The 13,064-nt window shown below is 51.1% G+C and carries 12 protein-coding genes; all 12 read left to right on the forward strand.

Going from position 1 to position 13,064, the window contains the following annotated elements:
* Positions 1-13 precede the first annotated feature (13 nt).
* The 12 genes from PAEVO_RS00995 (at position 14) to prmA (ending at position 13,063) form a co-directional block, all read left to right on the forward strand.
* Positions 14-424: a hypothetical protein gene (locus PAEVO_RS00995; RefSeq protein WP_100535889.1), complete on the forward strand. Its 411-nt coding sequence runs from the start codon at positions 14-16 to the stop codon at positions 422-424.
* Between the two features lie 88 nt (positions 425-512).
* A complete protein-coding gene (gene lepA, locus PAEVO_RS01000; protein ID WP_100535890.1) occupies positions 513-2,330 on the forward strand; it encodes a translation elongation factor 4 in 1,818 nt (605 codons plus the stop codon).
* A gap of 391 nt (positions 2,331-2,721) precedes the next feature.
* The gene (hemW, locus tag PAEVO_RS01005; protein ID WP_100535891.1) at positions 2,722-3,888 is read left to right on the forward strand and encodes a radical SAM family heme chaperone HemW; all 1,167 of its coding nucleotides are present in this window, start codon (positions 2,722-2,724) and stop codon (positions 3,886-3,888) included.
* Positions 3,889-3,963: 75 nt separating this feature from the next.
* Positions 3,964-4,425 (forward strand): N-acetyltransferase, encoded by a 462-nt coding sequence (locus PAEVO_RS01010; RefSeq protein ID WP_100535892.1) that lies wholly within the window; start codon positions 3,964-3,966, stop codon positions 4,423-4,425.
* A 108-nt stretch (positions 4,426-4,533) separates the two neighbouring features.
* The gene (hrcA, locus tag PAEVO_RS01015; RefSeq protein WP_100535893.1) at positions 4,534-5,568 is read left to right on the forward strand and encodes a heat-inducible transcriptional repressor HrcA; all 1,035 of its coding nucleotides are present in this window, start codon (positions 4,534-4,536) and stop codon (positions 5,566-5,568) included.
* A gap of 13 nt (positions 5,569-5,581) precedes the next feature.
* Positions 5,582-7,123, forward strand: coding sequence for a TCP-1/cpn60 chaperonin family protein (locus tag PAEVO_RS01020; RefSeq protein ID WP_100535894.1), 1,542 nt, complete (start codon positions 5,582-5,584; stop codon positions 7,121-7,123).
* A 63-nt stretch (positions 7,124-7,186) separates the two neighbouring features.
* Positions 7,187-7,798 carry a nucleotide exchange factor GrpE gene (gene grpE / locus PAEVO_RS01025; protein WP_100535895.1) on the forward strand — a complete coding sequence of 204 codons (612 nt, stop codon included), beginning with the start codon at positions 7,187-7,189 and terminating at the stop codon, positions 7,796-7,798.
* An 85-nt stretch (positions 7,799-7,883) separates the two neighbouring features.
* On the forward strand, positions 7,884-9,722 hold the full coding sequence (gene dnaK / locus PAEVO_RS01030) for a molecular chaperone DnaK (protein ID WP_100535896.1): 1,839 nt from the start codon (positions 7,884-7,886) through the stop codon (positions 9,720-9,722).
* Positions 9,723-9,815: 93 nt separating this feature from the next.
* Positions 9,816-10,934: a molecular chaperone DnaJ gene (gene dnaJ, locus PAEVO_RS01035; RefSeq protein ID WP_100535897.1), complete on the forward strand. Its 1,119-nt coding sequence runs from the start codon at positions 9,816-9,818 to the stop codon at positions 10,932-10,934.
* 232 nt (positions 10,935-11,166) lie between these two features.
* Entirely contained in the window at positions 11,167-11,538 is a 372-nt protein-coding gene (locus PAEVO_RS01040; RefSeq protein WP_100535898.1) for a hypothetical protein, read from the forward strand.
* Positions 11,539-11,589: 51 nt separating this feature from the next.
* The gene (locus PAEVO_RS01045; RefSeq protein WP_100535899.1) at positions 11,590-11,790 is read left to right on the forward strand and encodes a YfhD family protein; all 201 of its coding nucleotides are present in this window, start codon (positions 11,590-11,592) and stop codon (positions 11,788-11,790) included.
* A 295-nt stretch (positions 11,791-12,085) separates the two neighbouring features.
* Complete coding sequence (gene prmA / locus PAEVO_RS01050) at positions 12,086-13,063, forward strand: 50S ribosomal protein L11 methyltransferase (protein WP_100535900.1); 978 nt, start codon at positions 12,086-12,088, stop codon at positions 13,061-13,063.
* Position 13,064: the final 1 nt, after the last annotated feature.

The raw sequence follows: 13,064 nt of genomic DNA on the forward strand, positions 1-13,064 counted from the left end.
GGGGAGGGACTCAGTGATGTCAAGAATGGGAAAACGGTTGGTGGCTCTTATCATATGGACAGGCATCGGCATATTGGTCGGCATGCAGCTTGGCGGGGCAAAGGCACCAGTACCGGGAGACGGTACCGGAGCCGTGCAAACTGTGCAGCAAGACCATATTCTGAATCCGCAAGGCGGGGCTGCCCAAGGGAATGGATGGGGAGGGACACGCAAGAACCCTCCCGCATCAGAGTCCGCTGTTCTAGAACAAGACGCTCGTAAGACACTGCCAGAATATGAGCCTATGCCTAGCGACATCCTGCTTCCCGAACGCTCGCAGCCGCCTGCCGATGTGCTTGCCGACAAGACGGCAGGACTGCTCCAGCAGCTGTCTGACAAAAGCATACGCTGGGTCGTGTCGATGTTCGGATCGATCACGGAATAAATTCACCTTTATTCTCAGCATTGCTGTGCATCCCCTCAACTGGTATAATAAGTTGATTCAAACATCTGGTGGTTGTTGGGGGTTAGGCATGACAGACGTACAAGTTAGACAACAAAAAATTCGTAATTTCTGTATCATTGCACATATAGACCATGGGAAATCGACGCTTGCTGACCGTATCTTGGAATTTACGGGGGCATTAACTTCGCGTGAAATGCAAGAGCAAGTACTGGATCAGATGGATCTGGAGAGAGAGCGCGGGATTACCATCAAATTGCAGGCCGTTCGCCTGAATTACAAATCCGATGACGGCGAGGAGTATATATTGAACCTGATTGATACTCCAGGGCACGTCGACTTTACGTATGAGGTATCCCGAAGCCTGGCCGCTTGTGAAGGCGCGCTGCTCGTAGTGGATGCTGCACAGGGAATTGAAGCGCAGACATTGGCCAACGTATATTTGGCACTGGATAACAATCTTGAAATTCTGCCCGTCATTAACAAAATTGACCTGCCAAGCGCCGATCCCGAGCGGGTGAAGCAGGAAGTTGAGGATGTCATCGGACTGGATGCCAGCGATGCGGTGTTAGCTTCTGCCAAGGCGGGTATCGGAATCAAGGAAATTCTGGAGCAGGTGGTTCAGAAAGTGCCTGCGCCAACAGGCGATTCGGAAGAACCGTTGAAAGCGCTGATTTTCGACTCCCATTATGATCCTTATAAAGGTGTCATCGTATATGTGCGCGTTATTGACGGAAGTATTAAAGCCGGCTCCAAGATCAAGATGATGGCCACCGGCAAAACCTTCGAGGTCATTGAGGTGGGGGCGTTTAAGCCGCGCATGTCCATCGTGGACGAGCTTAACGTCGGAGATGTCGGTTTCATCGTGGCTGGCATCAAGAGCGTTGGCGATACGCAGGTCGGCGATACGGTAACGGATGCCAAGCGTCCGACGGCCCAGCCGCTCCCGGGTTACCGCAAAATCAACCCGATGGTATTCTGCGGTCTGTATCCAATCGAAACGTCAGACTACAATGATCTGCGCGAGGCGCTCGAGAAGCTGCAGCTTAATGATGCATCGCTAAGCTTCGAGCCGGAGACATCCAGCGCGCTCGGATTCGGTTTCCGTTGCGGATTCTTGGGCCTGCTGCACATGGATGTCATTCAGGAGCGGATTGAACGCGAGTTTAATATACCGCTGATTACAACGGCGCCGAGCGTGATTTACCGCATTACGCTGACGAACGGGGAGCAGATCCAGATCGATAACCCGTCCCATTATCCTGAGGTCGGCAAGGTCGATTATGTCGAAGAGCCTTATGTTAAAGCAGGCATTATCGTTCCGAACGATTACGTCGGAGCGATCATGGAACTCTGCCAAAATAAACGCGGCGAATTCGTAAATATGGAATACCTGGACACAACGCGCGTTACCATTACCTATGAAATTCCGTTGTCGGAAATCGTGTATGATTTCTTCGACCAGTTGAAGTCGAGCACCAAAGGATATGCTTCGTTTGACTACGAGCTGTCCGGGTACCGTCGATCCAACCTGGTCAAAATGGATATTTTGCTCAATGCCGAGCAAGTGGATGCCTTGTCCTTTATTGTGCATAAGGACCGTGCATACCACCGCGGCCGGGCGATTTGCGAGAAGCTGCGCGAGCTGATTCCTCGTCAAATGTTCGAGGTGCCGATTCAAGCTTCTGTCGGTACCAAGGTTGTGGCCCGTGAAACGGTTAAAGCGATGCGCAAAAACGTTCTTGCCAAATGTTACGGCGGTGACATCTCCCGTAAACGGAAACTCCTTGAGAAGCAGAAGGAAGGTAAGAAGCGGATGAAGCAAGTCGGCAGCGTGGAAGTGCCGCAGGAAGCCTTCATGGCGGTACTGAAAATCGACGACAAGTAATTTTGCCTAGGAATGGCAGGCCTTCGAGGTAACGGGCTGGGCTGGTCCTACGGATATAGTCTGATGAAGTAAATGATGGGGAAAGCCGATTCTCGGCTTTCCTTTCTTTCATTCCAAGAGGCATCGCGTTATAGTAGAGAAGGAACTTCTGAGAAGTTACTTAAAGAGGTTGTTCAAAAAGTCATCTTTTGATCACGAAGCAGCACATGAAGCTAAATCGACATCGAATATTGAATTCAGCCGGGCCTTCCGGTGCTCACGTAGGTTTTGCCTACGCTCCGCTCCTCAGTCCCTAGCTTCATCCAACCTTCTCGGTGCTGAAAACCTGACTTTTTGAACTCGCACTTAAAGTAAGTCATGCTAGAGGTGTACATGAGGGGGCAAGAAAAGAATGACGGCAAACGATCAACGGACGGAAGCGGTGTACATTCACATTCCGTTTTGTACCAATAAATGTTTTTACTGCGACTTCAATTCCTATGTATTGAAGGATCAGCCGGTGATGGATTATCTGCGGGCGCTGGATAAGGAGATGGAGCTGACCGTTCAGGCCAACCCGCCGGGACGAATCAAAAGCATTTTTGTAGGCGGCGGGACCCCTACGGTGCTGAAGCCAAATGAAATGGAATACTTCCTGCAGAGCGTGAAGCGCCATTTTCCGGAATGGTCCGATCGTATTGAATTTTCGATGGAAGCGAATCCCGGCACCACGGATTTGGAGAAACTGTCCGTCATGCGCGAAGGCGGCGTGAACCGGATCAGCTTCGGGGTGCAGGCCTTCCAGAACAGCTTGCTGACCGGCATCGGCCGGATTCACGATACGGATGATGTGTATCGAAGTCTCGAGAACGCGAGAACGGCAGGCTTTGATAACATGTCCATCGATTTGATGTTCGGGCTCCCGAACCAAACGCTGGACATGCTTGCGGAAAGCGTGGATAAGGCGCTAGAGCTTGGACTCCCGCATTATTCAATCTACAGCTTGAAGGTTGAAGAAAATACGCTGTTCCATACGATGTACCAGCGAAACCAGCTGCCGCTTCCGGATGAGGAGGACGAGCTGAATATGTATCTTCTATTAATGGAGCGGATGAAGGCTGCCGGATATAAACAGTATGAGATCAGTAATTTTGCCAAACCCGGCTTTGAGAGCCGGCATAATATGACGTACTGGCGCAACGAGGATTATTATGGCTTGGGCGCGGGAGCGCACGGATACGTCGGTCGTCAGCGCCATGTGAACATTAAAGGCGTCAACCCATATAATGAAGCAGCGAATCAAGGACTTCCGCGATTGGAGAGCTTTGAGGTATCAAGGGAAGAAGCGATGGAGGATTTCCTCATGGTCGGGCTCCGAGTGCTGGATGGCGTCTCGCGCAGCCGATTCCGGCAGCAATTCGGGACTTCCATGGAAGAAGTATTCGCCGGCCCGCTGAATAAAATGGTAGGTGCGGGACTTCTCGACTCCACTGATGACGGATATAAACTGAGCAGTAAAGGCATTTTGTTCGGCAACGATGTGTTCGCCGAATTTATAGGCAGCTTGTCAGCAAATTAATCTATTGAACTTATATGCGCTCTGTTGTATATTTATTCATAACATGACGGAGCGTGTAAAGGGGAGACTGACACCATGTCGGCGGTATGCAGAAAGGCGAAGTTAGAGGATGTCGAGCCGCTGTATCAGATGATTCAGGGTTATGCGGAAAAGGGGATTATGCTGCCCCGGTCCAAAAAAGTGCTGGAGAAACAAATCGGGGAATTCGTTGTAGCCGAATCCGAAGGGAACGTGATCGGCTGCGGTTCGTTGTGTCAGCTGGGAAATGATCTGGTGGAGATTCGTTCACTCGGTATCTCTGATGGATATAAAGGGCAAGGAATCGGCTCCATGCTGGTGGACTCCCTTCTGGAAGAAGCGAAACGTCGTGAGCTTCCGAAAGTGATGGCCTTGACGTATGAGGTATCCTTTTTCATCAAAAACGGCTTTGCCGTCGTGGAGAAGGAGATTTTTCCGGAGAAAGTATGGACCGACTGCATTCACTGCAAGAAGCAGCATGCATGTGACGAAATAGCTGTTCTTAAAGTACTGAACTGACTTGACAATCCTCAGGTCGGTTTGGTATTTTTGTTATATCGGTTAGCACTCGATGGCGATGAGTGCTAACGAAAGTGAAAATAAGCAGTCAGCAAGGAGGGGAGCGACATGTTAACAGATCGTCAACGCATGATTTTGAATGCCATTGTGGATGACTATATCCGTTCTGCCGAACCGGTTGGTTCAAGAAGCATTTCCAAACGCGGGGATGTCGGATACAGTCCGGCAACCATTCGTAACGAGATGGCTGATCTGGAGGAACTCGGCTTTCTGGAGCAGCCTCATACATCAGCTGGACGAATTCCGTCACATAAAGGATATCGTTATTATGTTGATCATCTCACGTCGTCGTTTTCCTTGAACCCTGCGGAACTGCATATGATGAAATCCTTTTTTGCAGAAAAGCTGAACGTGATGGAGCAGATGATACAGCATACAGCCGGCATTCTGTCTCAGATGACTAATTACACTTCCATCCTGCTGGGACCGGAAGTTTTTCATACGTCTTTGCGTCACTTCCAGCTTCTTCCTCTTCATGAGGATCAAGCGGTAGCCATCATCGTAACCAGCACAGGGCAAGTCGAGAACAAGATTGTTTCGATTCCGCAGGGTGTATCCGTTTCGGATCTGGAGCAAGTGGTAAATCTTCTGAACAAGAAGCTGGTCAATGTGCCTCTATATAAACTCAAGACCCGTTTGTATACGGAGATTGGTGAGGAAATGCAGCGGCATATTTCACATTATGAAGATCTCATGAGTATGCTGGATATCGCCCTCAACAATGAACCAGACCATCGCGGCGTATATCTCAGCGGCACGACCCACATGCTGAATCAGCCGGAGTTCAAGGATGTTGATAAGGTAAGGGAAATTTTCGAGCTTCTGGAGCAGACACCCGCGCTGATGAAGCTCATGGCCCCTGCTCCCGGTGAGCATGGTGTCCAGGTGAAGATCGGTACGGAGAATACGCATGAAGCGATTTCCAATTGCAGTTTGATCACTGCGACTTATTCGATCGACGGAAAAGCGCTAGGTTCGATTGGCATTCTCGGTCCTACAAGAATGGAATATGCACGGGTGATCGGCATCTTGAATGTGTTATCCCATGACCTGACGAAGCTGCTGTCACACTGGTACAAATAAAGGAGTGAGACAGATGAGCCAAGGACAACATAGCCAAGTGGACGGAGATGAACGTTATTCTACGCTATTGAACAACAGTAATGCCGTCCGGGCCGTCACGTCCGCTGTAGAAGGCACGCTTGGTCCCAAGGGGCTCGACGTGATGCTGGTGGGTCCCCGCGGCGAAGTGGTCATTACCAATGATGGGGTGACGATTCTGGATAAAATGGATGTCACCCACCCGGCAGCGCGCCTTCTCATTCAGGTGGCACGAGCGCAGCAGGAGAAAATCGGCGACGGAACCACAACCGCTACCGTGCTTGCAGGCGCACTTGTGCAGGAAGGAGTCTCCCGCATAACCCGCGGGGTGCCTGCTTCCAAGGTGGTGGAAGGACTGCGTCAGGGAATTGAGAAGTCGATGCAGCTCTTAACCAAACGGGTTCGGCAGATTGACGGATTGGATGATCCGCTTCTGGAACGGACGGTGTACGTTGCGGGGCGGGAACGGAAGGACATCGTGGAGCTGATTATGCAAGCCGCGCGGAAAGCCGGAATCACCCGTCTTCAGGACCCATCCTACTCGCTTGCAGACAGTATAATTGCCCTGGAGAATGCCGAGAATGAAGTGTTCGAGGGGGTACTGCTCCGGCAGCGGCCGATCTTCGCCCGCGAGTCCAAGTCTTATGACGATGCAAAAGTGTTGGTGCTGTATGATTCTCTTGAGCCGGATGAGATTGATGATGAGGCGCTCACAACCGAAGCCGGATTTGCGCAGTATATGGACCTCCGAAAAGTGTTCGCTTCCGATTTAGAGAGATTGTCCGAGCTGTCCGTAAAACTCATCCTGCTTGAAAAAGGCATCCATCCGGATGCGGAGCAGTTTTGCCTGGATCACGGCATAATGGTGGTGCCGCGCGTGTCACGTGCGGATCTTCGCCGGGTAAGCGATATGACGGGATCTACTCCCGTACGCCGTAAGGCGTTACATAAAGACTCGAAGGAGCTTGCGGCCCTTCTGGGTGATACCCCGCGTGTCGCTTATGATGAAGGCATCGAGAAAATCAGGCTGGCCAGCGGTAGCCAAGACCGGGACCGTATCGTGACGGTCATTGTTGGGGCAAGCACTTCGGAAGTAGTAGGCGAGGCGGCCCGAATTGCGGGAGATGCGGCCTCGGCACTGCAGGCTGCCGTTTCCGGCGGTGTCCTTCCGGGTGGCGGGACAAGCGAACTCGCGGTGTCCTACGAGTTGGAACGAATCCGGGAGGCTCAGAAAGGCATGGAAGCCTTCGGCATGGAAGCCGTTTCGGCGGCGCTGCGCAAGCCGATGTCGCAGATACTTCTCAATGCCGGTTACAATCCGCTCGAGAAGATGGAAGAAGTTCGAGCAGCGCAAATCCGTGCAGACTCGGATTGCATGGGCATTGATTGCGACAGCGGCCGGGTTGTGGATTATGAGGAGCTGGGCGTGCTGGATCCGGCTCCGGTCAAACTTCACGGCCTGCGGGCAGCCGGCGAAGTTGCCGCAGCCGTGCTGCGGATTCACCACGTGATCAAGATGAAAGAAATAGGCGAATAACGCTTAAAGGATAAAATGAATCACAGACAGTCTGTTTTATAATATGAAGGAGGTGAAGGCGTCTTGAATAATGAGCATAAGGATGCCGTTCAAGATACAGTTACAGAAGAAACGATGGAAGAAACTTTCGAAAACACGCCAAACTCGGGTGAGAGCAGGTCTGCGGAGGAAGCCGTAAATCCCGAACAGGAGATTCCTGTAACCGAGTCGGCTGATGAAGCCGGATCAGCCGAGCTTGAGAAGCTTCAGGCCGAGGTGCTGGAGCACCAGCAGCGTACCCTGCGAGTACAAGCGGATTTCGATAACTTCCGTCGTCGCACCCAGAAGGAGAAAGAAGATCTGGGCAAATATGCTTCCTCCAAACTGATTACGGAGCTTCTGCCTGTCATCGACAACTTTGAGCGTGCCCTTCAGGCATCCGAGGAGAATCCGGAGTTTGAATCCTTCTCCAAGGGAGTCAGCATGATCTTCCGCCAGTTGGAATCGGTCCTCGCTACCGAAGGCTTGACGGCAATGAAGAGCGTAGGCGAGCCATTCAATCCGGAGTATCACCAAGCGATCATGCAGGTGGAAAGCGATGAATACGAGGAAGGCATCGTGGTTGAGGAAGTGCAGAAGGGGTATATGCTAAAAGATAAAGTATTAAGACCTGCGATGGTTAAAGTGAGCATGTAAGCGACTTTCGATAGTCGTTTATCATATAAAAATTGATGAAGATCATGCGAGGATTCGCGTGAATGAATAAGGAGGAAAATTTTACATGAGCAAAGTTATTGGTATCGACTTAGGAACAACCAACTCCTGCGTAGCCGTAATGGAGGGTGGGGAAGCAGTAGTTATTCCGAATCCGGAGGGTGCTCGTACGACTCCATCCGTTGTCGGATTTAAGAAAGACGGCGAGCGTATCGTTGGGGATACAGCGAAGCGTCAAGCGATCACCAACCCGGATCGCACCATTATCTCCATTAAGCGTCATATGGGTACAAATCACAAAGAAACGATCGACGGCAAAGACTACACGCCGCAAGAAATCTCTGCCATCATTCTGCAGAAGCTGAAATCCGATGCGGAAGCTTACCTGGGCCAACCTGTAACCCAGGCGGTTATTACGGTTCCTGCATACTTTAATGACAGCCAGCGTCAAGCGACCAAGGATGCCGGTAAAATCGCAGGTCTTGAGGTTCTCCGTATCGTCAACGAGCCAACTGCTGCTGCATTGGCTTACGGCATGGAGAAATCCGAAGACCAAACCATCCTGGTATATGACCTTGGCGGCGGTACATTCGACGTTTCCATTCTGGAATTGGGCGATGGCTTCTTCGAAGTAAAAGCAACCAGCGGGGACAACCAGCTTGGCGGCGACGACTTTGACCAAGTGATCATTGACTACCTGGTAGCCGAATTCAAGAAAGAGCAAGGCATCGATCTCAGCAAAGACAAGGCAGCCGTTCAACGTCTGAAAGACGCTGCGGAAAAAGCGAAAAAGGAATTGTCCGGCGTACTGACAACTACGATTTCGCTGCCGTTCATCACGGTTGCTGACGGCGTGCCTCAGCATCTTGAGATCAACCTGACTCGTGCTAAATTCGAAGAATTGTCTGCTTCCCTTGTAGAGCGTACGCTTGGCCCGACTCGTCAAGCGCTTAGCGATGCAGGTTTGACAGCTAACGATATTCATAAAATCGTCCTTGTCGGCGGTTCCACTCGTATTCCTGCCGTACAGGAAGCGATTAAGAAATTGACAGGCAAAGAGCCTCACAAAGGCGTCAACCCTGACGAAGTGGTTGCTCTTGGAGCAGCTGTTCAAGCCGGCGTATTGACAGGTGACGTTAAAGACGTCGTATTGCTCGACGTAACTCCGTTGTCCCTCGGTATCGAGACAGCAGGCGGCGTATTCACCAAAATGATCGACCGCAACACCACGATTCCGACAAGCAAATCCCAAGTATTCTCCACGTATGCCGATAACCAGCCGAGCGTTGAAATTCACGTGCTGCAAGGTGAGCGCGAAATGGCTGCCGGCAACAAAACGCTGGGACGCTTCATGCTTGGAGACATTCCTCCAGCACCACGCGGCGTGCCGCAAATCGAAGTTACCTTCGATATCGATGCGAACGGGATCGTAAACGTTTCGGCGACGGATAAAGGTACAGGCAAGAGCCAGAAGATCACGATCACGTCCTCCAGCGGCTTGAGCGATGCTGAAGTTGAACAAATGATGAAGGACGCCGAGCTTCATGCCGAAGAAGACCGTAAACGCAAAGAGCTGGTAGAAGCTCGCAACAATGCGGACCAACTCGTATACACGACCGAAAAAACACTCAAGGATCTGGGCGACAAAGTCGACGCTTCCGAAGTGGAAAAAGCGAACGAAGCGAAAGACAAAGTGAAGAAGGCCCTTGAATCCGATAACCTCGAAGAGATTAACGCTTCGGTAGAGGAGCTGACTCAAATCGTACAGCAGCTGTCCGTGAAGCTGTATGAGCAAGCAGCACAAGAGCAGCAGGGTGCTGAAGGCGCCGACTCAGGTGCTGCTAATAAAGACAATGTCGTAGATGCAGATTACGAGGTTGTTGACGAAGATAAAAACAAAGGTTAATCTGAATAGATTGTATGGGAAGGTCAAAGCTGCGCATCTTCGCACTTTGGCTTTCCTTATGTAAAAGAGTAATAAAGAGATTGGGGTGAAACCGTGGCTGATAAGCGTGATTATTATGAGGTGCTCGGTGTCGGCAAGGATGCATCGGACGATGAGATCAAGAAGGCGTACCGCAAAATGGCTCGCCAGTATCATCCGGACGTGAACAAAGCCGCTGACGCGGAAGCCAAATTCAAGGAAGTGAAAGAGGCTTACGACGTATTGAGCGATGGTCAGAAGCGTGCGCAATATGACCAGTATGGTCATATCGATCCGAACCAAGGCATGGGCGGAGGCGGTTTCTCCGGTGATTTCGGCGGTTTTGGAGATATATTCGATATGTTCTTTGGCGGCAATGGACGCCGTGATCCGAATGCGCCTCAGCGGGGGAACGATCTGCAATATACGATGACGGTTGAATTTAAGGAAGCGGTATTCGGTAAGGAAACGGATATTACCATTCCGAGAACGGAGACATGCGATACATGTCACGGCTCCGGTGCGAAGCCGGGCACGCAGCCGCATACATGTTCAGTGTGTAACGGCAGCGGGCAGCAAGAAGTCGTGCAAAATACGCCGTTTGGACGCATGGTAAACCGCCGTGCTTGCTCGAACTGTAACGGAACTGGGAAAATCATCAAAGACCGCTGCTCGACTTGTAACGGTAATGGCAAAGTGAAGAAGCAGCGCAAGATTCATGTTCGCGTGCCTGCCGGCGTGGACGACGGAGCTCAACTTCGCATGACAGGTGAAGGCGAAGGCGGTTTCCGCGGCGGCCCGGCCGGTGACTTGTATATCGTCATCCGCGTGAAGCCGCATGACTTCTTCGAACGCGAAGGGGACGATATTTATTGCGAAGTGCCGCTTACCTTTGCTCAGGCTGCGCTTGGCGACGAGATTGAGATCCCGACGCTGACGGAGAGAGTGAAGCTGAAGATCCCGGCCGGTACGCAGACGGGAACCTTCTTCCGCCTGAAAGGCAAAGGGGTGCCTCGGCTTCGCGGCATGGGACAGGGTGACCAGCACGTCAAGGTTGTGGTCGTTACGCCAAGCAAGCTGAGTGATGAACAGAAAGAGCTGCTTCGTCAGTTTGCTTCCCTTGATGGCGAACAGACCCATGAGCAGGAACAGTCTTTCTTTGACCGTGTAAAAAAAGCTTTCCGCGGTGACTAATACAAACTTATGGGGTTAACCCCCCTCATAGCTTAAAGAACAGCAGCAGGCTTAAGGTAATCAACCTTGGGCCTGCTGTTTTTTTGTTTCTGGGAACGGAAGGGTGCCTTTAGGTGTTCTGTCAGCTTAAACAGCCCGATTCCTCAAGAATAAAACCCTTGACGATGAAGCAACCTAGGGAAGTTCCATCTAGGAAGATGCAATCTTGAATAGGAAATGCAGGTGATATGAAATGGCAGAGAAAAATATTTTGGCATATTTCAAAAGTCCGGAAGAAGCCCAGCATGCAGCCCGTAAATTACAGTCGCTGCGCGTTGCGGATATGTCCATCGACCGGTTTAGCGCCGATCCCGGCGGGGAGCTCAACAATCCGATGAATCCGTTGACAGGCAACATTGCAAGCTTAACAACACTGACCTTAAATGCGGATATTTCGGGCCCGGGGGCCGGTATTCTCGGGGCGGCGGACCCGTCCGCCAGCGGGATGAGCCGCGCCGGGGAGGACGGAACCGAAGGCCGGGATATTTTGCTGACGGTTGTACTGGACGAAGGTGTCTTCCCGCAAGCCATGCGGTTAATCGAAGAATCCGGCGGCATGATTTGAGGTTACAGGCACAAACTCTGAGTGTTTATATCGGAAAGGAGAATAACACCCATGATGAGACGCGTAAAAAAAGGGAAGATCTCGAGCAAAACCGAGAAGATGATTGCGCTGCAATCCGCCAAGGCGGAGGATGTTGAATTTTCGGCAATGGCAGCCGACCACGATGATGTGGAAGCGCTGCGCAGAAGCGAGGCGGCGGATGAACGCCAATTGAAGAAAATTCTCGATGAAACCAGTAAAAATGTAGATTAATCGTTATGGTTATAGCTTATGAAGAGCCCTCTTACCTACTTGTTACAGAGGTGGTAAGCAGGGCTTTTTTTGAAGAGATAAGAAAGTATAAACATCGGTGGCTTACCATCGTTCGTTCGCAAGAAAATCTTCCGCCGTATGCGGTCTGTCTTCTGAGATTGTACGTCGATAGCGTTTTTCTTATTCGAACGACTTGCGAGAAAAGTCATCATGGTATTTTAGTACAAACTTTGTATCCGGGGTCCTCAATATAGTACAATAATACTTATGTATGAATGAGGAGGAACAGTAGCACATGTTATGGCATGAATTAACGATACATACCACGGAGGAAGCCGTGGAGATGATTACGAATTTCCTGCATGAGGCGGGAGCCGGCGGCGTTTCGATCGAAGAATCCGGTACGACGAACAAGAAGCGGGACACATCCCTTGGACAGTGGTTTGATGAGATCGTTCCGTTTAACGATATTCCTGAAGGGCAAGCCGTTATTAAAGGCTACTTTGATGAGACGGTTACCCTGGAAGCGATCCGTGATGAGATTGCCCCGCGCGTGAATGAACTGAAGGAATTCGGGATTGATACAGGTGAAGTCAAGTATGAGATGAAGACGGTCGATGAGAATGAATGGGCAACGGCCTGGAAGCAGTATTTCAAGCCGATCCGCGTGTCCGAGCGGTTAACGATCAAGCCGACTTGGGAAGAGTACACGCCGGAATCCGATCAAGAATCGATCATTGAGCTGGACCCGGGTATGGCATTCGGCACAGGAACGCATCCGACAACTTCGTTATGCCTGCGCACACTGGAGATGGTGATCAAGGGCGGAGAGGAAGTCATCGATGTAGGGACAGGCTCAGGTATTCTCTCCATCGGCGCAGCGCATCTGGGAGCTTCACGGATACTGGCGCTCGATCTGGACCCGGTTGCCGTATCCAGCGCAATGGAGAACACCCGTCTTAACGGCTTGGAAGATCGGATTACGGTGAAGGAAAGTGATCTGCTATCGGTACTCACCCATTCGTCCAATCAATCGGATCTGGGCGTGACGCTGCCGGTACAAGTTGTAGTAGCTAACATTTTGGCTGAGGTCATCCTGTTGTTTGTAGACGATGTATACCGGGCTCTTCAACCGGGAGGCGCGTATATTGCCTCGGGCATTTACAAGAACAAAGAAGAGATTGTAGAGAAGGCGCTGATTGCCTCCGGTTTCGAAATTGCCGACATCTGCCGCGAGGATGATTGGGTTGCGTTCGTAGCGAGGAAAAACTGAT

The organism is Paenibacillus sp. GM2FR, assembly GCF_002803325.1.
GTDB lineage: Bacteria > Bacillota > Bacilli > Paenibacillales > Paenibacillaceae > Paenibacillus_AQ > Paenibacillus_AQ lautus.

Bases quoted from the DNA above. Each gene is read 5' to 3' on its own strand.
- PAEVO_RS01010 (WP_100535892.1), top strand. From the start codon at position 3,964: ATGTCGGCGGTATGCAGAAAGGCGAAGTTAGAGGATGTCGAGCCGCTG.
- PAEVO_RS01020 (WP_100535894.1), top strand. From the start codon at position 5,582: ATGAGCCAAGGACAACATAGCCAAGTGGACGGAGATGAACGTTATTCT.
- prmA (WP_100535900.1), top strand. From the start codon at position 12,086: ATGTTATGGCATGAATTAACGATACATACCACGGAGGAAGCCGTGGAG.
- dnaK (WP_100535896.1), top strand. From the start codon at position 7,884: ATGAGCAAAGTTATTGGTATCGACTTAGGAACAACCAACTCCTGCGTA.
- PAEVO_RS01040 (WP_100535898.1), top strand. From the start codon at position 11,167: ATGGCAGAGAAAAATATTTTGGCATATTTCAAAAGTCCGGAAGAAGCC.
- lepA (WP_100535890.1), top strand. From the start codon at position 513: ATGACAGACGTACAAGTTAGACAACAAAAAATTCGTAATTTCTGTATC.
- PAEVO_RS01045 (WP_100535899.1), top strand. From the start codon at position 11,590: ATGATGAGACGCGTAAAAAAAGGGAAGATCTCGAGCAAAACCGAGAAG.
- hrcA (WP_100535893.1), top strand. From the start codon at position 4,534: ATGTTAACAGATCGTCAACGCATGATTTTGAATGCCATTGTGGATGAC.
- hemW (WP_100535891.1), top strand. From the start codon at position 2,722: ATGACGGCAAACGATCAACGGACGGAAGCGGTGTACATTCACATTCCG.